This window comes from Streptomyces sp. RG80, assembly GCF_040446465.1.
Classification (GTDB): Bacteria; Actinomycetota; Actinomycetes; order Streptomycetales; family Streptomycetaceae; genus Streptomyces.
Window position 1 is genome coordinate 504,155 of the sequence record NZ_JBEAAJ010000003.1, and the last position, 21,558, is coordinate 525,712.

Sequence of the window (21,558 nt, forward strand, 5' to 3'; positions counted from 1 at the left end):
CGGATTGGAGTGCACCACGATGAGCCGCACGTCCCCCCACCAGCACCACCACACCGGTGAGTTGAGCCGTCGCGGTCTGCTGAAGACCGCCGGCGGCCTCACCGCGGCCGTCGCCCTGGGAACCGCGTCCGCCGCCACCACGGCGGACGCGGCCCCCGCGACCTGGACCCACCCCGGCATGCTGCACAACGCCGGCGACATCAACCGCGCCAAGGTCCGCGTCGCCGCCGGCACCGACCCCTGGCTGTCCGGCTGGAACAAGCTGGTCGCCAACTCCCACTCCCGGTCCACCTGGACCAACCGCGCCACCGCGACCATCATCCGCGGCGGCACCGGCGAGAACTACGGCCTGCTCTACAACGACATCGCCGCCGCCTACCAGAACGCCCTGCGCTGGAAGGTCGGCGGCACCGAGGCCAACGCCGTCTGCGCCGCGGGCATCCTCAACGCCTGGTCGAGAACGCTCACTTCGATCGGAGGCAACGCCGACCGGTTCCTCGCCGCCGGGATCTACGGCTGGCAGTTCGCCAACGCCTGCGAACTCATGCGTGACTACGCCGGGTTCGACCTCGCCGCCGCCCAGGAGATGATGGCGCGGGTCTTCTACCCCATGAACAACAGCTTCCTGACCAACCACAACGACGCCTGCATCACCAACTACTGGGCCAACTGGGACCTGTGCAACACGGCCTCGATCCTGGCCATCGGCATCCTCAACCAGGACTCCGCCAAGTACGACCAGGCCGTCACGTACTTCAAGTCCGGGGCCGGCAACGGCTCCATCGCCCACGCGGTCCCGTACCTCTACACCGACTCCGACGGCTACGCGCTCGGCCAGTGGCAGGAGTCCGGCCGCGACCAGGGGCACACCGTCATGGGCATGGGCCAGATGGGCGCCATCTGCGAGATGGCCTGGAACCAGGGCGACGACCTCTACTCGTACGACAGCCGCCGCTTCATGAAGGGCGCCCAGTACGTAGCGAAGTACAACCTCGGCCAGGACGTCCCCTTCACCACCTACACCTGGGGCACCGGCCAGAACTGCTCCCAGTCCTCCCAGACCGTGGTCTCCGCCACCTCCCGCGGCCAGGTCCGCCCCGTGTGGGCGATGCTCCACTTCCACTACAACCGTCGGCTGTCCCTGGACGACAAGTACATCTCGGCCATGTACTACAACCTCGTCGCACCCGAGGGAGGAGGCGGTGACTACGGCACCACCAGCGGCGGCTTCGACCAGCTCGGCTTCGGCACGCTGATGTACGCCAAGTAGTCGACGACACATCGTGTACGGACGATAGCGGACTGTATGCGATGTACCCCGAACAGCCTCCCGTCCGCCTCGTGCGCCGGAATACCGCGCCGAGATGTGGTGCTCTGTTGTTCACGGTGCACGATGCGCGGCGAGAAGGCTGGTGGTCGAATGACGGCAGTCCGGACAGACCCCGTGGTGAGCACGCCGTACGGAGCCGTCCGCGGCCGGTACGAGAACGGGATCGCGGTGTTCCGGGGCATCCCCTACGCGGCGCCCCCCTTCGGCCCCCGACGGTTCCGGCCGCCGGCGCCGCCCGACCCCTGGGACGGGGTGCGCGACGCCGGGGCCTTCGGGCCGACGGCGCCGAAACCGCCGTACTCCGAAGCCTTCGCGCAGTACCTGTCCGACCCGGTCGTGCCCGGCGACGACTGCCTCAACCTCAACGTATGGACACCGGAGCCGGGCCGCGGGGCCCGGCTCCCGGTTCTGGTCTGGCTGCACGGCGGCGCCCTGACCAGGGGTTCCTCGGCCGTCCCGGTGTACGACGGACAGGCCTTCGCCCGCGACGGCGTGGTCTTCGTCTCCGTCAACTACCGGCTGGGGGTGGAGGGCTACGGACTCTTCCCCGACGCCCCCGCCAACCCCGGCCTGCGCGACCAGCTCGCCGCGCTGGAATGGGTGCATCGCTCGGTCGAGGAGTTCGGCGGCGACCCCGCCCGCATCACGCTGTGCGGCCAGTCCGCGGGCGCCATCAGCTCCGGCGCCCTCCTCGCCGCGCCGCAGGCCCAGGGCCTGGTCCGGCGCGCGATCCTGCAGAGCGGGCCGCCCGAGGCCGCCGACCGCGACAAGGTACGGCGCATGGTGCGCCGGATGGCCACCCGGCTGAAGATCCCCGCCACCGCGGCCGCCTTCGCCCAGGTCGACCGCGAACTGCTGCTGCGCGTCCAGGGCGAGGTCGGCCGGCTCAGCAGCCCGGTGCTCGGCGGCCCCGCCTTCGGCATCGTCGTCGACGGCGACCTCGTCCCGCGCGACCCCCTTCAGGCACTGATCGAGGGCGACGCGGCCCGGGACGTCGAGCTGATGGTCGGCTGGACCCGCGACGAGTACCGACTCTGGCTCGTCCCCGGCGGCCTCCTCGAACGCGTCGACCGCCTCGGCGCCGTCGCCCTCGCCGGCGCCATGGCCCGCTGCCACGCCGGACACGAGGTACCGCGCGGCTACCGCCTCCTGCACCCGGACTCCGGCACCGCCGAGATCGTCGGCCAGATGGTCACCGACCACCTGCTGCGCATCCCCCTGCACCGCCTCGCCGACGCCCGCCCCGGCGCCTCGTACGTCTACGAGTTCGCCTGGCCCTCCCGCCTCCCCGACCTCGGCTCCTGCCACGCCCTGGAACTGGGCTTCGTCTTCGACACCGGCGAGAGCCCGGAGTCGGCGAAGCTGGCGGGCGAGGGCACCCCGCGCGAGCTGACGGAGGCGATGCACGGGGCGTGGGTGCGGTTCGCGGTCGAGGGCGAGCCGGGGTGGGAGGCGTGGGACGACTCGCACCCGGTTCGGATCTTCGGCGAGGAGGCGGGCTACGAGACAGCCGACGAAGCAGGCGGCGTGGGGGGCGACGTGGGAGGCGGCGACGGACCGGACGCCGTGCGCGAGACCGTACGTAGCCCGTATACCGCATACGGTCCACGGGATCCGGAATTCGCTCTGTGGGCCGCAGAAACGGCCGAGCCCGCCGCGTCGGCAGACGCCACCCCTGCGGGATCTCCGGGACCCCCGGGATCGACGCCCGCGTCGGCACTTCCTCACGGTTCGTCGACGCGCGGCACGGAACTGCGGTCAGTGGTCCGGCGTCTCCGGCTCCCCGGCGCGGTCCGTCGGCAGTGAGCCGGACCGTGCCCTCAGGCTCGGCCGACCTTCAGGCTCCGTCGGCCTTCAGCGGCGCCACCGAGTCCCGTACCACCACATGCGTGCCCAGCAGCAGATGCTCGTCCGGGGTGTTCGGTTCGCGCCCCAGGGCGGTGCGTACGGCGAGCCTGCCCAGTTCCTCGTAGGGAACGTGCACGGTCGTCAGCGCGGGATGCAGATCACGGGCGAACGGGATGTCGTCGTACCCGGCCAGCGACACATCGCCCGGCACACTCAGGCCCGCCTCGTGCAGGGCGGTGAGCGCACCCGCCGCGACCATGTCCGTGGCGGCGACCACGGCCGTGAAGTCCAGCTTGCGCTCCAGCGCCTCGCGCATCAGCCGGTGCCCCGAGTCGCGGGTGAAGTCGCCGTGCAGCACCAACTCCTCGGCGGGCTCGACCCCGCGCGCCCGGTGGGCCGCCAGATAGCCGCGCTCACGGCCCTGCGCCGTGCTGTGATCGGACTTGCCGCCGAGGTACAGCACCCGCTGGTGGCCCTGGGCGAGGACGTGTGCGACCAGGGCGTACGCGCCGCCCTCGTTGTCGTACTCGATGACCGTGACCGGCGCTCCGGGGCCCAGCGGCGGGCGGCCGCACAGCACCAGGCGGGAGCCGGCCGAGGCCAGCGAGTCGGCCATACGGCGGGTGCGCTCGCGGTATTCGACGGTGTCCGCACCGCCGCCGACCAGGATCACGGCGGCGGCCCGCTGCGCCCGCATCATCTCCACGAACTCCTGCTCGTGGCGGGCGTCCCCCTCCGTGCTGCACACCAGGCACAGATGGCCGAGCCGCATCGCCTCGCGCTCCACACCGTGCGCCATCAGCGCGAACGACGGACCGGTGATGTCCTCCAGCACGAACGCCAGCGTGGGTGTGGCGACGCCCGCGATCGCCTTGGCGCGCGCGTCGGCGACGTAGTCCATCTCCTGGACCGCCCGCATCACCCGGTTCCGGGTCGACGCGCTCACCGGGTAGACCCCGCCCAGCACCCGCGACACGGTCGACGCGGACACCCCCGCACGCGCCGCCACGTCCCGGATCGTGCTGCGGCTCGCGTCCTCGCTCTTCCTGGTCATGCCTGCCTCGTCCCTCTCCCCGGGCTCGGTGGCCCACCCCTCGGGAACTGCGGCAACATGGATGGAAACCGGTTCCCGATGCGGAGGCTAGCAGCGGGGGAGGGCCGGGACGAGGGAGATGCGGAAGGAACCGTGGCGGCCCCGGCGCCTGTTCGGGCTCAGGCCTTCGTCAGCGTGCCCGCGATGGACGCGATCGCCTCCGGACCCACCCGGCAGCAGCCGCCGATCAGCCGGGCCCCGGACTCCCGCCAGGCGCGCACCTGGCCGGGGGCGAAGGAGGAGCGGCCGTTCCAGGCGCGGGCCTCGGCGTCCCAGGCCTCGCCGCTGTTGGGGTAGACGACGACCGGCTTGCCGGTGACACGGGCGGCGATCTCGACCGCGGCGTCGACGTCCTCGGGCGCGCAGCAGTTCACACCCACCGCGATCACCTCGTCCGCGTCGGCGGCCTGGGCAAAGGCCTCCTCCAGGGGCTGGCCGGCCCGCGTCCGCCGACCGTCGACCGAATACGAAAGCCAGGCGGGTGTATGCAGTCCACGCACCGCCCGCAGCAGCGCCTCCGCCTCGTCGGCGTCCGGCACCGTCTCCAGTGCCAGTACGTCGGGTCCGGCGGCGGCGAGGACCTCCAGTCGGGGCCGGTGGAAACGCTCCAGCTCCTCGACGCTCAGTCCGTACCGTCCCCGGTACTCGGAGCCGTCCGCCAGCATCGCGCCGTACGGCCCGACGGACGCCGCCACCCACAGCGGCCGCGTGACGCCCTTGGCGTGCGCCTGCGAGGCCGCCTCGCGGGCCAACTCGACGCTCGCCGTGAGCAGTTCGACCGCCCGCTCACGCGTGATGCCGCGCTTGGCGAACCCTTCGAAGGTGGCCTGGTAGCTGGAGGTGATCGCCACGTCCGCGCCCGCCTCGAAGTAGGCGAGATGCGCCTCGGTGATCGCCTCGGGCCGCTCGGCGAGCAGCCGCGCCGACCACAGCTCATCACTGAGATCGTGCCCGGCGGACTCGAGCTGGTTGGACATACCGCCATCGAGCACGACGGTCCCGGCGGCGAGAGCCTCGGCGAGAGAGGAGTTGCTGGTCATGCCGACGACGGTACTCCGAGGACGACAGCCACACCGGGCACGTCCACCCCGCGAACAGACCCGGCGCGCCGGAACGTGATCTTGCGGGCCTCGACCCGGCCCAGCTGAAGGATTCCCGAGGGCATCGATGTGGCACAGGCCGCAGCCGTGACGCTCGGTTCGTTTGCCGGATGTCCCGCCAATGCCCCCGCCGATGCCCCCACCGATGCCCCGCCTCCTACGCCGCGTGCCGCCCGCCCCGCCCCCTGCCCCCGCGCCGGTTCCTGGTCGCCGGGACCGCGAGGCCGCCCAGGAGGCCGAGGCCGAGGGCGTAGGGCCACCAGCTGAGGCGGTCGTCCTCGGCGGCGCCGGCGGTGCGGGTCGCCAGGGCGGCCGAGGAAGAAGTCCCGGTCGGGGTGGGGGACTTGGTCGCGGCGATCGCGGTGAGGACGACGTCGTTGCCGTCGCCGGCCCGGTAGCTGATCCGGTAGGTGGTGTCGGCGAGCTTTACCCTCGCCCCCTCTTTCAGCCCCGTGAACGCGCCGCCGGTCTTCGAGCTCCCGGTGTGGTTGAGCACGGTGATGGTCTCGCGGGCCGGCTCGGTCCCGGCGGCCGCGAGGTCGAGGTCGCCGGCCAGCCGTACCGTTCCGGTCACCTTCAACGGCTTGTCCCGCAGGACGAGTTCGCCCTGCGCGCTCTGGGCGTAGTTCCCCGAGACCGTGATCCCGCCGGCGACGACCCCGTTGTTGGTGACCGAGCCCTTCACCGTGCCCTTGCCGCTCAGCGTGGTCGCCACCCGCAGCCCCGCCGTACCGACGTCGAGACGTGCCCCGGACGTGGTCAGCCGGATCGCCTTGCTGCGCTTCAGGGTCGCGCCCTGGCGCAGGGCGAGCGTGCCCTTCTTCACCGTCGTGGCCCCCGTGTACGTCACCCCGCTCCCCGTCAGGGTCGTCGACGCGGTGCCGGACTGGGTGAGCGATCCGCTGCCGCTGAGCCGCGACAGGGTCAGGGCCTTGCCGGCGTTGTTGAGCACCAGGGAGCCGTTGTTCACGACCTTGTACAGACTGCCCGCGGTATACAGTCCACCGTCGCCGCCCGACCGCCCGCTGCCCAGCCGCAGCACCGCGCCCTTCTCGACGGTGGTCGAGCCGTCGTAGTACTGCACGGCGGCGAAGGTGACGTCGTTGCCGCGCGTCCCCGCGATGACGACGTCCCCGGCTCCGGGCGCGGACAGCGTGTCGTGGAAGCGGCCGCCGCCGATGGGGGCGCCGAGCGTCACCGGCCCGTTGTAGTCGAACGTGAGCAGCGACCGGGACCGCGCGGCGAGGAGGTTGATGTAGACCGTCTTCGCCGTACCCGGCATGAAGATCCTGTGCGTCGTCCCGTCGCCCCAACGGACGTTAGCGCCCTTGATGTTGGTGCCGCGCTTGTTGACGTTCTTGCGCGCGGGCGTCCAGTTCAACGAGGGGTCACTGAGCGAGGGGTCGGTGTCGCCGCCCTGGTTCGACCAGCTGTACTGGCCCGTCAGGACGACCTTGCTGCCGGGGCGGGACTGGATGTTGATGTCGCTGCCGTACTCGCGCTGGTAGAAGTCCATGCCCATGGTGACGGTCTGGCCCAGCGGGGTGTCCACGGTCCAGGTGCCCTGGTTGAGGACCTTGCGGACGTGGGGCAGCCGGGTCGCGAACTCGGGGCGTCCGGCGTTCGCCTGGGTGCCGTTGTCGATCACACCGGAGAACGAGCCGGACGTCAGGTCCCAGGTGCCCCAGAGGAAGCGGGGTTGGGTGATCAGCCCGGAGCCGCTGATCGTGCCCAGGTTGTAGGCGGTGTTCTTCAGGGCCAGCCGCAGGGTGCCGTCGACCCGGATGTTGTCCTGGTTGAGCGCGAACTGCGGGGTGCCGTAGGGGAAGTGGCCGATCAGGCCCGTCGATCCGCCGTTGCCGTACTGGAGCGTCGCCCCGCGTGCGACCGTGATCGCGGGCGCGTCGGGGTCGGTCGTGGTGACGTACGGATGGTTGCCGCCCTGGATCGACACCTTCTGCCGCTGCCGGGACTTGGGCAGGGTGAAGTCGCTGTTCCGGGTCAGGATCAGCGTCCCGCTGCCGCGCACGGTGAGGGTGCCCTCGCCGCGGAAGACGCCGTCGTACGTCGTCGTCCCGGAGGGCACGGTGACGACCGTGTCGCCGCTGAGGGTCACGTCGCGGCCCGCGAGGACGTCGGCGGTGGCGTCGCGGGTGCCGGCGGCCGCGGCGGGGGGAGCGGTGACCAGGAGGGCGACCGCCGCCAGGGCGCCGGCGGCCGCTGCTGTCTTGTGGGTATGGCTGCGCACGGTGGGGAGACGGGCCGGACCACCGGCCGATAACAGAAAAGTGCCGTTGCTGACGTGGCCCGACAGAAAGCGCCTTCTCTTGTCTCGTCCGACCCGTTGACCTCGTGGTTCCCCAGCCTTACCTTTCGGCTGTTCGCAAAGACAACAGATGTTCTCAATATCGAACATCACTCTCAGGACACCCCCATCCGAGAGGCATTCCGTATGAGCCGCACTCCCGACGTCCCCGACCGACGACGACTGCTGAAGGGCGCCCTGGCCGCGGGCGCCCTGGCCGCGACCCCCACGGTCGTGGCCCCCGCCGTCGCCGCAGCAGCCCCCGGTCCGCGAAAGGCGCCCCCCTTCGTGAACCCGCTCGTCCGCAACCGCGCGGACCCCCACATCCACCGTCACTCCGACGGCTTCTACTACTTCACCGCCACCGCCCCCGAGTACGACCGGATCATCCTGCGCCGCTCCCGCACCCTGAACGGGCTCGCGAGCGCCGCCGAGTCGGTCATCTGGACCAAGCACGCCACCGGCCCCATGGGCGCCCACATCTGGGCGCCGGAGATCCACCGCGTCGGAGGCAAGTGGTACATCTACTTCGCCTCCGCGCCCGCCGAGAGCGTGTGGGACATCCGCATCTGGGTCCTGGAGAACGCGAGCCCCAACCCCTTCAAGGGGACGTGGGTCGAACGCGGTCAGATCAAGACGGCCTGGGAGACGTTCTCCCTGGACGCCACCACCTTCACCCACCGCGGCACCCGCTATCTCGCCTGGGCCCAGCACGAGCCCGACATGGGCAACAACACCGCGCTGTGGCTGTCCAGGATGGCCAACCCGTGGACCCTGACGGGGCCTCAGGTCCGCCTGTCCACACCCGAGTACGACTGGGAGTGCATCGGCTACAAGGTCAACGAGGGCCCGGCGGTCATCGCCCGCAACGGCCGGCTGTTCATGTCGTACTCGGCCAGCGCCACCGACTTCAACTACTGCATGGGCCTGCTGACCGTCGACGCGGACGCCGACCTCATGAACCCGGCCAACTGGTCCAAGTCGCCGACCCCGGTCTTCACCAGCAACGACACCACCAAGCAGTACGGGCCCGGCCACAACAGCTTCACCGTCGCCGAGGACGGCCGCAGCGACGTCCTCGTCTACCACGCCCGCCAGTACAAGGACATCGTCGGCGACCCGCTGAACGACCCCAACCGGCACACCCGCGTCCAGAAGCTCGGCTGGAACGCGGACGGCACCCCGAACTTCGGCATACCGGTGGCGGACACCGCCACGGACACGGAGGTTGCGTCATGAGACGTGTGTACGCGGTACTGCTCGCCCTCTGTCTGGCGCTGGCCGGCGCCCTGGTCACCGCGGGGCCCGCCCAGGCCGCCGCCCTGACGATCCCCAACGGCGTCCAGTTCACGGACAGTTCGGGAAATGCCCTGCACGCCCACGGCGGCGGGGTCATCAAGGTCGGGTCGTACTACTACTGGTTCGGCGAGAACCGCAACGCCGACAACACCTTCCGGTACGTGTCCGCCTACCGCTCCACCGACCTGAAGAACTGGGAGTTCAGGAACAACGTCCTGACCCAGTCCTCCGCCTCGGAGCTCGGCACCGCCTACATCGAGCGGCCCAAGGTCATGTACAACGCGTCCACCGGCAAGTTCGTGATGTGGATGCACAAGGAGAACGGCACCGACTACAGCGAGGCCCGCGCCGCCGTCGCCGTCTCCGACACCGTCGACGGGAACTACACCTACCAGGGCAGCTTCCGTCCGCTCGGCACCCACATGTCCCGTGACATCACGACGTTCGTCGACACGGACGGCACCGGCTACATGGTGTCCGCCGCCAACGAGAACTACGACCTGCACATCTACAAGCTCAACTCCGCCTACACCGCCATCGACAGCCTGGTCGCCAACCCCTGGGCCGGCGGTCACCGCGAGGCCCCGGCGCTGTTCAAGCGGGGCGGCGTCTACTTCATGCTGACGTCGGGCGCGACCGGCTGGAGCGCCAACCAGCAGCAGTACGCCACCGCGACCTCACTGGCCGGACCGTGGACGTCGATGGCGAACGTCGGCGACTCCACGACGTACAACTCGCAGACCGCGTACGTCCTTCCCGTGCAGGGCACTTCGGGCACCTCGTACCTCTACATGGGCGACCGCTGGGGCAACTCCTTCGGCGGCACCGTCAACGACTCCCGTTATGTGTGGCTGCCGTTGGCCTTCCCGAGCTCCACCACGATGTCGATGTCCTGGTACCCCGAGGTCACCGTCGACGCGGCCGCCGGGACGATCTCCGGAACGAGCGCGACGTACAACACCCTGATCGCCCGCAACAGTTCGAAGTGCGTCGACATGCCGAACCAGTCCCTGTGGCAGGGCATCGCCGCCACCCAGTACACCTGCAACGGCGGCGGCAACCAGAAGTTCTGGTTCAAGGACCTTGGCACCGGCTACTACCAGCTCGTCGGCCGCGGCAGCTCCCTGTGCCTCCAGGAGAACTCCACCAACGTCACCCAGGAGAACTGCGGCAGCGCGACCAGCCAGCAGTGGAGCCTCACGGCCTCGGCCTCCGGCAGCTACTGGCTCGTCAAGGCCCGAGCCAGCGGGGAGTGCCTGGACGTGAACGGCGCGTCCACCGCCAACTCCGCCGCGATCATCACGTACACGTGCAACGGAGCGACCAACCAGCAGTGGACGCGCGGTACCTGATGCCCGATCAGGCGAGCAGGTCGATCGCGTCGATCGAGGTGCCCGCGCTGAGATAGGACGTCGTCCCCGAACCGCTCACCACGTTGATCTTCAGGATGTTGTACTGGCTGGTGTCCGTGAGCCACGCACTCGCCGGAACGCTGTAGGTGAACGTGTAGTTGTTCCCCCGGTAGGACCCGTTGGTCAGCGACCGGGTGTTCGGCTGGGTGGGCGGGGAGGGGATCGCGGAGGTCCAGGTGTCGTTGACGACGACCTGCGGCCGGCCGTTGGCGTAGGCCGTCGTCACGCCGATGCGCAGGGTGTGCGCGGCGGCGGCCTGGGCCGCGGTGAGCTTGAAGTACACCAGCAGACCGCTGTTGACGTCCTTCCAGAGATAGCAGGGGAAGGCCGAGGTCTCGCTGCCGCTGCCGATGACCACGTTGCCGGTCCACGCCGAGGCGCGGACGTCGGACGGGTGGGCGTACGTCATCAGATCGGCGTTCTTGAAGCCGCTCGGCGTGCCGTTCCAGTCGTTGATCCGCCAGATCGCGGTCGCGTTGCTCGGGTCGTTGGACGACGGGATCGCGATGCTGTTGAGCGTGGTCGTCCCACCGGCGGATACCGTCACCGATGTGCTGTATACAGACAACTCGCCCTTGTAGACACTCAGCGTGTACGTCCCCGGCAGCACCCCGGAGATCGAGAAGTAGCCGTCCGACGACCGGGCCGAACCCCAGTACTGCGCGGCCGAGTTGGCGATCCCGACCGTGTACGCGTACGACGTGTTCCGCCCGGTGATCCCGACGCCGGCGACCCGGCCCCGCCCGCTCGCCGCCACGTACCCGGACAGGCCCAGCGAGTCCGCCCAGGAGGTGGTGAGGGTGCCCGGGTACAGCGCCGAGGAGGGTGCGCCGCCGTCCGTGAGGGCGATGACGTACGGACCCTGGAGGCCGAAGCGCTGGTCCTCGGTCTGGTTCTGGCCGTAGTAGAGGATCTCGTAGAGGCCGCCGCCGTCCGCGCTCTGGTGGCGCAGCAGGGAGCGGTAGAAGGGGCCGCCGGAGGCCTTCTCGTGGTTGGAGCGGACGACGTACAGGCCGACGCTTCCGGTGGTCCAGCCGACGTAGTTGTAGTCCATCACCCGGAGCTTGGAGTAGTGCTTCGAGCGGGTCTGGCCGTCGGACTTCGCGAAGACGTCCGAGGCCTCGATGGTGGTGGGGGCGTAGGTGTAGGAGTCGGGCTCGTCGTTGAGGAACAGGCCCGCCCTGGTGCGCAGGATGTAGCGGGTCGCGGACACCGACGTGTCGGCCTTGTTGGTCCACAGGTAGACGTTGTTCTCGCCGCTGCGGGCCGCGTAGTAGTGCTTGAGCGTGCCGTACGTGACCGAGATCAGGATCGTCGAACCCGACTGCTTGATGGTCACGGTGGAGCTGCCGAGGCCGGACTCGATGTGCGAGTTCTTGCCGTCGTAGCCCTGGTACTCCGTGCCGCGGTAGACCAGCGAGGTCAGGTCGCCGTTGGACTTGCTGACCTTGAAGACGAGGTTGGCGCCGGTGTCGACGACGTAGTTCGAGCCGTCGTCGGACCAGCCGAAGGTGGCGGCGGACGCGCTCTGGGCGAGCGGACCGGCGAACGCGACCGTGCCTGCGGCGGCCGCGGCACCGACGACGAAGGTGCGGCGTCCGACCGGTCTGTTTACGGCGGATTCGGACATGGGGGTGCCTCCTTCGAGACATGTGGGGGTGGTGCGGGTGAGAGCGAGGGTGACAGTTGAATCGATTTCGCGAAAGGGCTTTCGCTCGCTGGAGGTTGGCAATCTTGTGAAATCTGCCCGAGGTCTAGAAAGCGCTTGCCGAAGGGGGTACGGTCCAGCCGCCAGGCCTTGTCGTGTGTCGTAGGAGCCTCGAATGAGACGTTTCAACCTCGCCGTACTGGCGACGGTCGCCCTGAGTGCCGGACTGACCGCCGTACCGGCCCACGCCGCGCCCGAGCGGCACCGCCCGCTCGGCCTCGAGAACTGCACCGCCACCGCCTGCCACTTCGACGTCCCGGCGGGCACGTACGACGTGTCGGTCCTGCTCGGCGGCGACGCCGCGTCGAGCACGAGCGTCAGCGGCGAGACGCGCCGCTCGCTGCTCCCCGAGACGGCCGCCCCGGCCGGCGAACGCGTCGCCCGCAGCTTCACGGTGAACGTCCGCACCCCCGAGGGCGAACCCACCGGCCCGGCGGGCACCGCCGGCCTGGACCTCGTGCTCGGCGGCACGGCCCCCGCTCTCGCCGACATCAGGGTCACCCCGGCCCGGCACGCCCGGCAGGTCTTCCTCGTCGGTGACTCCACGGTCTGCGACCAGCCCGGCGACCCGTACTCCGGCTGGGGCCAGCAGCTGCCCCAGTACCTGCGCAAGGGCGTCTCCGTCGCCAACTACGCCGACTCCGGCGAGAGCACGGTGACCTACCTCGCCAACCCCCAGCTGTTCGCCACCGTCCAGCCGCTGATCCGGCGCGGCGATCTCGTTCTGGTCCAGCTCGCCCACAACGACAAGACCACCGACGAGGTGACCTACCGGACGAACCTGGAGACTCTGGTCGCCGGTATCCGCGAAAAGGGCGGTGAGCCTGTCCTCGTGACGCCGATCGTGCGACGCTGGTTCAACTCCGACGGCACCCTGAACAACAACACCGCTCTCCTGGTCAACGGCCTCGGCGTCGACCACCCCGCAGTCATCCGCTCGGTCGCCGCCGCGCAGGACGTCCCGCTGATCGACTTGACGGCGAAGACCAAGTCGGTCGTGGAGGCCTTGGGAGTCGAGGGTTCCAAGGCGCTCTACCTCTACAACGAGAAGCGGGACAACACGCACACGTCCGTGCACGGGGCCACGGTGTACGCCGAGTTCGTGCGCGACGAACTCGTCGCCCAGCACCTGCTGCCGGCAGGCCGGGTGCGGACGGAATGAGCCCCTGGGGCGCCTCGACCGGAACCGAGGCGCCCCAGGCCTTGCCCTGTGTCAGACCCCGAAAGAGAGCCGATGCACCTCCCACTGCCTCCCGACGACCGCACCCGCAGCCCGTACACCGGTTACACCCGCGCCCACTGGGAGGCCGCGGCCGACGCCCTGCTCGCCGCGACGGAGCCGTACGCCGCCGAGGGCGGCGCCCTCTACCACTTCCCCGGCGACCGCTCGAGCTGGTCCGGCCGGCTCTCCGACGGCCTGGAGGGCTACGCCCGTACGATCCTGCTGGCCGCCTTCCGCCAGGACGAGACCGCCCTCCAGCGCTACGCCGAAGGGCTCGCGGCCGGTGTCGACGGCATCTGGCCCCGCATCGAGGACCGCAGCCAGCCGCTGGTGGAGGCGGCGTCGATCGCGGTGGCCCTGCGCCTGACCCGCCCGCTGCTGTGGGACCGGCTGGACGAGGGGGTACGGCAACGCGCCGCGGCCTGGCTCGGCGACGCACTGACCGCCGAAGCCTGGCCCTGCAACTGGGAGTTGTTCCCGGTCACCGTCGGCGGCTTCCTCCAGGAGATCGGCCACGAGGTGGAGGCGTCCCGCAAGGCGATCGACCGCGGGCTCGGGCGGATCGAGGAGTGGTACGTCGGCGGCGGCTGGTACACGGACGGCGACGGCCGGAAGTTCGACTACTACAACGGCTGGGCGATGCACCTGTATCCGGTGCTGCACGCCTGGTTCGCCGACGACAGCCGACTGTCGACCGTATACGGCGAACGGTTGGAGGCCCACCTCGCCGACTACGCCCGTCTCTTCGGCGGCGACGGCGCCCCCATGCACCAGGGCCGCTCACTGACTTATCGTTTCGCCACCACGGCTCCGCTGTGGCTCGGCGCCCTCACCGGCCGTACCCCGCTCACCCCGGGGCAGACCCGGCGGCTGGCGTCCGGGGCGCTGAAGTACTTCCTCGACCGGGATGCGGTGAACTCCGAAGGGCTGCTCACCCTCGGCTGGCACGGCCCCGACCCCGCCGTCCTCCAGGGCTACTCGGGCCCCGCCTCGCCGTACTGGGCGAGCAAGGCCTTCCTCGGCCTGCTCCTACCGCCCGACCACGAGGTGTGGACGGCCGAGGAGGAGCCCTCCCCGGTCGAGCTCGCCGACGAGGTGCGGCCGGTCGCCGCCCCCAACTGGCTGCTCCAGTCCACCCGTTCGGACGGCCTGGTGCGCCTGCACAACCACGGCAGCGAGGACGTCCGCTACGACCCGTACTACACGCGCCTCGCCTACTCGACGGTGACGGCACCGGCACCGTCGTACGACAACAGCGTGATCGTCGGCGACGATCCGAGCCGTACGGACATCGAACCGCTCGGGACCGGCGACGGCTGGGTGGCCTCGCGGCACCTGGTCGGGGACGGGGTCCGGGTGACCAGCCTGGTGCTGGCAGAGGGCGCGGTGGAGGTGCGGGCCCATCTGGTCGCGGGGGCGGCCCCCGGCACGCCGGTGCGTGTGACCGGGTGGGCCGGGACGGACGGCGTACGCACCGAACTGCGGCAGGTGCACGGTGAGTCGACCGGGGACGGGCCCACCCTGTTCGTGGCCCTGGCCCGGCTGACCGCCGAACCGGATCCCGCGCCGCTCGACAAGCTGGTGAGCGTCCGGGTGGACGACGCGGGCGCGCTCCACGTCCGCTGGAGCACCGGGCGTGAGGTCCGGGCACGGCTGGACGGCTCCGGCGTGGAGGTCGGCTGACCCCCTCGGGCAGGATGGGGATCATGGGTGGGAGAGACGAACTGACCGCACTGCTGGGGCGGGCCGGGCTGGAACTCGTGGGGGACCGGCGCGTCGAGGAGGTGCTGCCGCCGCCGTTCGCCTGGCGGCGGGTCGCCGCCTGGGAGGCCGAGCCGGCCGTCCGGGTCCGCTCGGACCGAACCGACCTGGTGGACGAACTCAACGCGCAGTGGCACCGGTTGGCGACCGAGGCAGGGGTCCTCGACGCGGACGGGGTGTTCCTCCTGCACACCTCCGGCAGCGGCGGCTGGGTCCGGGTCCGGCTCACCGAGGACTGGGACCTCGCCGGAGTGCTGGGCGAGCGGCCCGGACAGCCGGAGTTCGTCACGCTGTCGCCGGACGGGGACATGCTGCTGGGCGCCACGACCGAGGAGTACGACGTCTGGCTGGTCTCCGTCGACCGGCTCAGGCAGCGGCAGGAGGAGGCCGCGCGGGCGGTGGCCGCGGAGACGGCGGAGGACCGGGCGGCCGCCTGGACGAAGCTGTTCGAGGGGCCGAAGCCCACGGAGCGGATGCTCGACGCGTGGGCCAGGGGGCTCTCGCTCAACCCGGCGGCCCCGGCGGAGCTGCGCGTCCGCCTGGTGGAGAGATCTCCCTACACGCTCTACAGCCGGCTGCCGACGGAGGTCGTGGACGCGGTCCTGGCCCATCCGGACTGGACGATGAGGAAGGCGGCGGCGGAGTCCTCGCCGGACCTCACCCCCGAGCAGTGGTCCCGCCTGATCCTCGGGGAGCGGGAGGAGCGGCACCGGTGGCTCGCCACCATGCTCGCCGCGGAGCGCTGGGCCAGGATCCCCGAGGAGACCTGCCGCAGGCTCGCCGCGGACCCGTCCGCCCGCGTGCGCTCCGAGACCGCCCGCCTCAAGGGGCTGCCCGACGCCTTGGCCGTCGAGCTGAGCGCCGACCCGGACGGTGGCGTACGGGCCGTGGCCTGTCTGACGGCCTGGCCGCACCTCGACACGCGGGCGCGCGAAGCCCTTCTGGCGGACCCGCACGGCACGGTCCGCGCTCGGGCCCTGCTGCTGCACCACCGTGAACACCCCATGCCTCGCTCGGTGTTCGAGGCGTCGGCCGTCCAGCGCGACGCGCTGGAGAGCTGCCTGCTGGAGCGCGAACTCGTCGAACGCCTCGTACGGCACGGGGAGTTGGGTGAGCGCCGCGCCCTCGCGGCCAACCCCCGGCTGGCCCCGGACCTCGTCGCCCTCCTCGCAGAGGACCCCGACGACAGCGTCCGTGCCGCGGTGTCGACACGAGCCGACCTCACCGAGGAGCAACGCGCGGCGATCCGCATCGACTTCGACCCCCGTCAGAGCTCCCACGCCTTGGACTGGGTCGTGGCCCTGCACGACGACGAGGAAGCCATGCGCCGCCTCGCCGCCTCCTCCCACCCGCTCGTACGCCGAAGCGTCGCCCGCGCCCGGCACCTCCCCGCGGACGTCGTCGAACGCCTCGCCCGCGACGAGGACCGAGTCGTCCAGCTGTTCCTCGCCGAGTCCTGCGACGACGCGCCCGCCGAGATGCTGATGCGGGTGTGGCAGTGGTGGGACGGCAGCCTCACCGCCCCCGACCGGCCGCGCGGCCACCCCAACTTCCCCCGCCACGACCTCCTCCGGTACGCCGACGACCCGAGCCCGCGGATGCGCCGACTGGCCCTGGACGACCCGGAGTCCACGCCCGACCTGGTGGAACGGCTCAGCCGGGACCCCAGCGACGAGGTGCGCCACCGCGTCGCCACCGACCCGCGGCTGTCGGCGTTCGCCGCCGCGCGGCTGCTGGAGGATCCGCATGAGCACATCCGGCAGGCCGCCGCGCTCCACCCCCGCCTGCCGGCACGCCTGTTGACCGGGTTGCTGAGGGGCGGAGGAGTCGAGACGGCCGCCCGGAATCCGGCGCTGCCCGTCGACGTCATGCACCGGATGGTCGAACTGATCAACCCCTCGGCCACGGAAGCCGGGTGACCCCGACGAACACGCCCAACGCCACCGCGGTCCAGAGGGCGAAGAGGCCGAACTCGCCCCACAGCGGCACGGATTCGGGAGCCACGACATAGCCGAGCCGGTCCACGCCCCACCCCGCCGCCATCGCGGTCATGACGATCACGGCATCCGCCCAGCCGAGGGCGGTGAGACAGGCCCCCATGGCGGCGCTTGCCGCCCACCAGCAGCGTCGTCACCGCCGGTGCCCCCGTCCGCGTACCTCGACCGGCGAGACGTGCGGAACGGGGGAGGAGGTTGTACGGAGGGCCGCCGTCAGGGCGTCAGGCGGGTGATCTTCAGGGTCTTCGTGGTCGGCGACGCGCCCGTCAGGGCGCTCGCGTACGACGGCTTCACGGGCACGGACGCCCAGGTCAGGGTGCCGTCCTTCTGGACCGCGATGTCACCGGTGATTCGGGTGTCGACCACCTTGTCCGCGCTCTGGAACTTGCCGTTCCAGTCGATGAGCCGCAGATGGGTGCCCGCGAACGTGCCGGTGCAGGTGCCGGCCTTGCACTTGGCGTTCTTGATCGACTCCCAGGAGAGCAGGAGCCGGTCCTTGCCATACGGGGCGAGGCGGACGTTGACGTGTTCCGTGCCCTTGGTGCTGGACAGGCGGATCGCCTTGCCCGCGGCCGGGGTGTTGCGGTTCTTGAGGAAGGCGACGGCGACCTGGTGGGTGCCGGTCTGCGGGGTGACCGTCCAGCCGCGCCCGCTGGAGTCGTCGGGGTTCTTCTTGGCCGAGGCGGCACCGCGGGAGGCGAAGGCGGTGGCGTAACGGCCGGTGGCGGACTTCACCAGGTCGCCCGTACGGCCCGCGAACGTGCCGCCGCAGTAGCCCGCCCAGCACTGCTCGCGCTGTACGACCGGCGCGTTGTCGGGGGCGCCGATGCCCGTCGACACGAACAGGCCCGAGCGCCAGTCGTCGAAGCAGAGGGAGGTGAAGGCGCCGGTCTTCTCCGGGTACAGGGCGATGCCCTCGTTGTGGCTGCACCCCCAACTCCAGCCGCCGCTCGTCTTCTTGCCCTTGGCGCTGATGTACTGCATCTTGTCGCCGAAGTGCCCGTCGGCGAAGCCGCCCGCCCCGTGCACCACGAAGTACGCGCCGTACTTGGCGCCGTTCCAGGTGAGTTGACCGTCGAGGGTCGGCGAGGTGTCGTTCGTCGACGTGCCGGTGAGCTTGGTCTGGAAGGTCTTCTTGCCGTTCGTGTACCGCACGATCGCGGCCGCCGTCTCCTTCCACTTGTTGGTGTCGGAGACCCGGGTGAGCAGCGCGAACCCGTCGTTGTGCGCGACCAGACCACCGACCTCCTTGGCGCCCTTGACGACCGTGTCCGCGCCCGCGCGCTTGCCGGCAGCGGTAAGCGGAGTGACGTGGATGCCGTCGGAGGCCGGCCAGGCCAGGCGCAGGGTGCCGTCCGGGGCGGCCGCCGTCGCCGTCCGCGTCCACTCCCGGCTGTTGTTGTAACCCGCCGTCAGATAGGGGAACTTGGCGGCCAGCGTCACCGTACTGGTGGTGGGGGTGAGACCGGAGGCGGCGGTCGTGCTGGCCCCGGCCGTCGCGTACCAGGCGCCGACGAGGGCGGCGGTGGCGGCGAGCCCCGCGATCACGGGCTTGCGGGCGCCACGGATACGGCGGTGACTGGTGCTGCGTCTTGCTGAAGTCATGCCCTCAAGTGGCCGCCGGTGCGGAAAGGGTTGCCGTGCTCGTTGATCTCTTCCGAGGCCGTGCAGAACAATCCCCGCATGACTTCCGCCATCCGCCGCACCACCATCGACTGCGCCGACGCCTACGCCCTCGGCCGCTTCTGGTCCCAGGTCCTCGACCTGCCCCTGCACGAGGACGACCACCCCGGCGACGAGGAAGCACTCATCGAGGGGGCGGGGCTGCTCTTCGTCACCGTGCCGGAGCCCAAGACGGTCAAGAACCGCGTCCACCTGGACGTCCAGCCGCAGGACCGCACCCGCGACGAGGAGGTCGAGCGCCTGCTCGGCCTGGGCGCCAAGGTGTTCGACGACCAGCGCCGGCCGGACGGCACGGGCTGGGTGGTGCTGGCCGACCCGGAGGGCAACGAGTTCTGCGTGGAGCGCAGCGCTGCAGAACGCGGCGAGCAGGAGGAGACAGGCTGACCGGCCGGCGACAGTTCGGCGAGCACCGAACCGATGCGCTCCTAGCGTGCCGCCATGACCGAAAGTCCGCAGGAAACCCCCGCACAGGCCGTCACCGGGATGGTCGACCACGTCCTCGCCCTGGCCGCGACCTGGACCGTCTGGGACGGCAGACCGCTCGAGAGCGATGGCCGTGTCCACACCCCGCACAAGGCGATCCGCCGGGTCGCCGACCACCTCGTGGACCATCTGGCGGAGATGGAGGCCCGGTTGGCGGGCGTCGCTCCCCAGCCGGACCACTGGCACGCCTCGGCGATCACGACCGAGGCCGACCTCGCCCCGTTCACCCAACAGGACCTGGACGAGTCCCGCAGTCGGCTCACCCGGCTGGCCGGGATCTGGTCCGCCCGCCTCGACGCGCTCACCGGCGCCGAACTCGACGATTCCCCCGGCGAGGGCTGGAGCTTCCGCGAACTCGCCCTCCACCTCAAGGAATCGACGTACTACGCGGACGCGCTGGGCGACCTGTCGTGACCGCCCGGCGATTCCGTGAGCGGGCCCGCTGCTCTGGATGCCGTGGTGCGGATCAGTCGTCCGCGTCGCCCTCCTCACGAGGCCAGTTCTGCAGCAGGACGTGCAGGGCGTCGATGGCCCGCCGCCATGACTTCTGTACGTCGCGGGGGGCGCCGAAGGCGCCGCTAGCCTCCAGCGCGCAGTAGCCGTGGAAGGTGCTGCGCAGCAGGCGTACGGCGTCGGTGAGGTCGGGTTCCTCCAGGCCGTACGCGCGGAGCATGCCGTAGGTGATCTCGGCGGTGCGGCGCAGGGCCGGGGAGTCGGCGACGAGGGACTGGTCGACGCGGATCTGGGTGGCGGCGTAGCGCCCGGGGCGTTCGAGCGCGAACTCCCGGTAGGCCCCGGCGAACGCGGCCAGCGCGTCCTTGCCGGCCCGCCCCGCCACGGCGACGGCGATCCGGTCGATCAGCTCGCCGCCCGCGAGCAGGGCGACCCGGGTGCGCAGTTCCTGGAGGTTCCTGACGTGCGAGTACAGGCTGGCGTCCTTCACACCGAACTGCCGGGCCAGCGCGGAGAGGGTGACCTTCTCGAACCCGACCTCGTCGGCGAGGTCGGCGGCGGCCGCGGTGAGCCGTTCCGGGGTGATTCCTGCGCGGGCCATGGGGTCTCCGGGGCGAGGCGGGTCGGGTGGTGAAGGGAAAACCTAGGGTATCCAGGCGGCAGGCTGGTCCATGCAGCCAGCCCTGTCCGGGCCCCCCTATATTGGGCTGCGAGTGACGTCGACCCGCCCCTAGGCTTCCGCCCCAAGGGCCGGCGGGCGCCCTGTCGGCGGTGGTCGGGCAGCGGATCGGGGAGGCGCAGGGCCATGACTTGTCAACTGTTCGCGTTGAGTTTCGGAGCGAGCGAGCCGCAGGGTCTTGCGAGGTTCTGGTCCGGGGTCCTCGGGTGGGAGTCGGTCGACGACCCGGACGGCGGCTTCGCGCTGCTGCCGGGTGACGAGCACGGCTTCCGGCTGCGCTTCGTTCCGACCGAGGACAAGAAGGTCGGCCAGAACCGGATGCACTTCGATCTGACGAGTGCCGTTCCGGAGCAGCAGCAGGAGACGGTGGACAGGGCACTCCGACTCGGCGCCCGGCACATCGACGTCGGACAGCTACCGGAGGAGGGGCATGTGGTGCTCGCCGACCCCGACGGCAACGAGTTCTGTGTCATCGAGGCGGGCAACAACTTCCTCGCCGACACCGGGTTCATCGGCGCGCTCGCCTGCGACGGCACACAGGAGATCGGCTACTTCTGGAGTGCGGCGCTGGGCTGGCCGCTGGTCTGGGACCAGGACCAGGAGACCGCGATCCAGTCACCGCACGGCGGCACGAAGATCACCTGGGGCGGTCCGCCCGTGGCGCCGAAGACCGGCCGCAACCGGATGCACTTCGACCTCGCGCCCCCCGCCGACGGCGACCAGCGGACGGAGATCGACCGTCTGCTCGCCCTCGGGGCGCGGCGCCTCGACAACGGCCGGGACGACACCGGCCGGGTCACGCTGCTCGATCCCGACGACAACGAGTTCTGCGTACTGGAATCAGGGCCTTGTCTGCAGAACGCCTGAATACCGGTACGGCACGCGCCGAACTCCGACTCGTCTCGGACGCCGAACTCATCACGCACCTGGTGTGCTGCCGAGACGTGTCGTGGCAGCGGACGTTCTGTGGTCTCAGTGGCGCCGACAGCGTCAACCCGGCGGCGGAAGTGCTCTGCACCATGTGCCTCGACGCGATGGAGGCGATGTCCCCCGGGTGCGTGTCGGCGCCGGTGAAGCTGTGCCCGGTCGACGACCGCAGCTGCCCCGACCACCACGAGATCGACCTCCGCACGGCCGCCGAGACCGGCCCCGCCACCGACCGACCGAACTGAAGAGAGCTCCGGC

Annotated in this window: 18 protein-coding genes; 11 read left to right on the plus strand and 7 right to left on the minus strand. The window is 70.8% G+C overall.

The features are described 5' to 3' along the window. Nucleotides 1-19: 19 nt before the first annotated feature. Together ABKA17_RS12360 and ABKA17_RS12365 are read left to right on the plus strand one after the other, a co-directional pair. Entirely contained in the window at nucleotides 20-1,270 is a 1,251-nt protein-coding gene (locus tag ABKA17_RS12360; RefSeq protein WP_353692022.1) for an alginate lyase family protein, read from the plus strand. A gap of 150 nt (nucleotides 1,271-1,420) precedes the next feature. Continuing rightward, complete coding sequence (locus ABKA17_RS12365) at nucleotides 1,421-3,136, plus strand: carboxylesterase/lipase family protein (protein WP_353692023.1); 1,716 nt, start codon at nucleotides 1,421-1,423, stop codon at nucleotides 3,134-3,136. A gap of 31 nt (nucleotides 3,137-3,167) precedes the next feature. Here the strand turns inward: ABKA17_RS12365 and ABKA17_RS12370 are convergent, their stop codons facing one another. From ABKA17_RS12370 to ABKA17_RS12380, 3 genes are all read right to left on the minus strand, one after another. After that, a complete protein-coding gene (locus tag ABKA17_RS12370) occupies nucleotides 3,168-4,232 on the minus strand; it encodes a LacI family DNA-binding transcriptional regulator (RefSeq protein WP_353692024.1) in 1,065 nt (354 codons plus the stop codon). Between the two features lie 158 nt (nucleotides 4,233-4,390). After that, complete coding sequence (gene mmuM / locus ABKA17_RS12375; protein ID WP_353692025.1) at nucleotides 4,391-5,311, minus strand: homocysteine S-methyltransferase; 921 nt, start codon at nucleotides 5,309-5,311, stop codon at nucleotides 4,391-4,393. A 217-nt stretch (nucleotides 5,312-5,528) separates the two neighbouring features. After that, on the minus strand, nucleotides 5,529-7,619 hold the full coding sequence (locus tag ABKA17_RS12380) for an autotransporter (RefSeq protein WP_353692026.1): 2,091 nt from the start codon (nucleotides 7,617-7,619) through the stop codon (nucleotides 5,529-5,531). 204 nt (nucleotides 7,620-7,823) lie between these two features. On the opposite strand from ABKA17_RS12380, the gene ABKA17_RS12385 reads away from it, so the two are divergent. Together ABKA17_RS12385 and ABKA17_RS12390 are read left to right on the plus strand one after the other, a co-directional pair. Further along, a complete protein-coding gene (locus tag ABKA17_RS12385) occupies nucleotides 7,824-8,915 on the plus strand; it encodes a glycoside hydrolase family 43 protein (RefSeq protein WP_353692027.1) in 1,092 nt (363 codons plus the stop codon). Beyond that, nucleotides 8,912-10,327 carry an RICIN domain-containing protein gene (locus ABKA17_RS12390; RefSeq protein WP_353692028.1) on the plus strand — a complete coding sequence of 472 codons (1,416 nt, stop codon included), beginning with the start codon at nucleotides 8,912-8,914 and terminating at the stop codon, nucleotides 10,325-10,327. Before ABKA17_RS12385 ends, ABKA17_RS12390 begins: the two co-directional genes overlap by 4 nt. Before the next feature lie 7 nt (nucleotides 10,328-10,334). Here ABKA17_RS12390 and ABKA17_RS12395 read toward each other — a convergent pair whose 3' ends face one another. Continuing rightward, entirely contained in the window at nucleotides 10,335-12,017 is a 1,683-nt protein-coding gene (locus ABKA17_RS12395) for a rhamnogalacturonan lyase B N-terminal domain-containing protein (protein ID WP_353692029.1), read from the minus strand. A 193-nt stretch (nucleotides 12,018-12,210) separates the two neighbouring features. Here ABKA17_RS12395 and ABKA17_RS12400 point away from each other — a divergent pair, with 193 nt between their 5' ends. From ABKA17_RS12400 to ABKA17_RS12410, 3 genes are all read left to right on the plus strand, one after another. Beyond that, on the plus strand, nucleotides 12,211-13,257 hold the full coding sequence (locus tag ABKA17_RS12400; RefSeq protein WP_353692030.1) for a rhamnogalacturonan acetylesterase: 1,047 nt from the start codon (nucleotides 12,211-12,213) through the stop codon (nucleotides 13,255-13,257). Nucleotides 13,258-13,329: 72 nt separating this feature from the next. Beyond that, nucleotides 13,330-15,000, plus strand: a complete 1,671-nt coding sequence (locus ABKA17_RS12405) for a DUF2264 domain-containing protein (protein WP_353692031.1) — start codon at nucleotides 13,330-13,332, stop codon at nucleotides 14,998-15,000. 23 nt (nucleotides 15,001-15,023) lie between these two features. Further along, nucleotides 15,024-16,997, plus strand: coding sequence for a PE-PGRS family protein (locus tag ABKA17_RS12410; protein ID WP_353692032.1), 1,974 nt, complete (start codon nucleotides 15,024-15,026; stop codon nucleotides 16,995-16,997). Here the strand turns inward: ABKA17_RS12410 and ABKA17_RS12415 are convergent. Both ABKA17_RS12415 and ABKA17_RS12420 read right to left on the minus strand, forming a co-directional pair. Further along, a complete protein-coding gene (locus tag ABKA17_RS12415) occupies nucleotides 16,969-17,178 on the minus strand; it encodes a hypothetical protein (protein ID WP_353692033.1) in 210 nt (69 codons plus the stop codon). The two genes, ABKA17_RS12410 and ABKA17_RS12415, sit on opposite strands and share 29 nt — an antisense overlap. A gap of 110 nt (nucleotides 17,179-17,288) precedes the next feature. Next, nucleotides 17,289-18,680 (minus strand): hypothetical protein, encoded by a 1,392-nt coding sequence (locus ABKA17_RS12420; protein ID WP_353692034.1) that lies wholly within the window; start codon nucleotides 18,678-18,680, stop codon nucleotides 17,289-17,291. Nucleotides 18,681-18,758: 78 nt separating this feature from the next. On the opposite strand from ABKA17_RS12420, the gene ABKA17_RS12425 reads away from it, so the two are divergent. Beyond that, nucleotides 18,759-19,142, plus strand: coding sequence for a VOC family protein (locus tag ABKA17_RS12425; protein ID WP_353692035.1), 384 nt, complete (start codon nucleotides 18,759-18,761; stop codon nucleotides 19,140-19,142). A 54-nt stretch (nucleotides 19,143-19,196) separates the two neighbouring features. Further along, the gene (locus ABKA17_RS12430; RefSeq protein WP_353692036.1) at nucleotides 19,197-19,655 is read left to right on the plus strand and encodes a hypothetical protein; all 459 of its coding nucleotides are present in this window, start codon (nucleotides 19,197-19,199) and stop codon (nucleotides 19,653-19,655) included. 52 nt (nucleotides 19,656-19,707) lie between these two features. Here ABKA17_RS12430 and ABKA17_RS12435 read toward each other — a convergent pair whose 3' ends face one another. Beyond that, nucleotides 19,708-20,295 carry a TetR-like C-terminal domain-containing protein gene (locus ABKA17_RS12435; protein WP_353692037.1) on the minus strand — a complete coding sequence of 196 codons (588 nt, stop codon included), beginning with the start codon at nucleotides 20,293-20,295 and terminating at the stop codon, nucleotides 19,708-19,710. A gap of 204 nt (nucleotides 20,296-20,499) precedes the next feature. Between ABKA17_RS12435 and ABKA17_RS12440 the strand changes: the two genes are divergently transcribed. Beyond that, a complete protein-coding gene (locus ABKA17_RS12440) occupies nucleotides 20,500-21,240 on the plus strand; it encodes a VOC family protein (protein ID WP_353692038.1) in 741 nt (246 codons plus the stop codon). Continuing rightward, nucleotides 21,222-21,545 (plus strand): hypothetical protein, encoded by a 324-nt coding sequence (locus tag ABKA17_RS12445; RefSeq protein ID WP_353692039.1) that lies wholly within the window; start codon nucleotides 21,222-21,224, stop codon nucleotides 21,543-21,545. The genes ABKA17_RS12440 and ABKA17_RS12445 overlap by 19 nt, the downstream gene beginning before the upstream one ends. Nucleotides 21,546-21,558 lie beyond the last annotated feature (13 nt).

Bases quoted from the DNA above. Each gene is read 5' to 3' on its own strand.
- ABKA17_RS12360 (WP_353692022.1), top strand. From the start codon at position 20: ATGAGCCGCACGTCCCCCCACCAGCACCACCACACCGGTGAGTTGAGC.
- ABKA17_RS12365 (WP_353692023.1), top strand. From the start codon at position 1,421: ATGACGGCAGTCCGGACAGACCCCGTGGTGAGCACGCCGTACGGAGCC.
- ABKA17_RS12370 (WP_353692024.1), bottom strand. From the start codon at position 4,232: ATGACCAGGAAGAGCGAGGACGCGAGCCGCAGCACGATCCGGGACGTG.
- mmuM (WP_353692025.1), bottom strand. From the start codon at position 5,311: ATGACCAGCAACTCCTCTCTCGCCGAGGCTCTCGCCGCCGGGACCGTC.
- ABKA17_RS12385 (WP_353692027.1), top strand. From the start codon at position 7,824: ATGAGCCGCACTCCCGACGTCCCCGACCGACGACGACTGCTGAAGGGC.
- ABKA17_RS12390 (WP_353692028.1), top strand. From the start codon at position 8,912: ATGAGACGTGTGTACGCGGTACTGCTCGCCCTCTGTCTGGCGCTGGCC.
- ABKA17_RS12395 (WP_353692029.1), bottom strand. From the start codon at position 12,017: ATGTCCGAATCCGCCGTAAACAGACCGGTCGGACGCCGCACCTTCGTC.
- ABKA17_RS12400 (WP_353692030.1), top strand. From the start codon at position 12,211: ATGAGACGTTTCAACCTCGCCGTACTGGCGACGGTCGCCCTGAGTGCC.
- ABKA17_RS12405 (WP_353692031.1), top strand. From the start codon at position 13,330: ATGCACCTCCCACTGCCTCCCGACGACCGCACCCGCAGCCCGTACACC.
- ABKA17_RS12410 (WP_353692032.1), top strand. From the start codon at position 15,024: ATGGGTGGGAGAGACGAACTGACCGCACTGCTGGGGCGGGCCGGGCTG.
- ABKA17_RS12415 (WP_353692033.1), bottom strand. From the start codon at position 17,178: ATGGGGGCCTGTCTCACCGCCCTCGGCTGGGCGGATGCCGTGATCGTC.
- ABKA17_RS12420 (WP_353692034.1), bottom strand. From the start codon at position 18,680: ATGACTTCAGCAAGACGCAGCACCAGTCACCGCCGTATCCGTGGCGCC.
- ABKA17_RS12425 (WP_353692035.1), top strand. From the start codon at position 18,759: ATGACTTCCGCCATCCGCCGCACCACCATCGACTGCGCCGACGCCTAC.
- ABKA17_RS12430 (WP_353692036.1), top strand. From the start codon at position 19,197: ATGACCGAAAGTCCGCAGGAAACCCCCGCACAGGCCGTCACCGGGATG.
- ABKA17_RS12435 (WP_353692037.1), bottom strand. From the start codon at position 20,295: ATGGCCCGCGCAGGAATCACCCCGGAACGGCTCACCGCGGCCGCCGCC.
- ABKA17_RS12440 (WP_353692038.1), top strand. From the start codon at position 20,500: ATGACTTGTCAACTGTTCGCGTTGAGTTTCGGAGCGAGCGAGCCGCAG.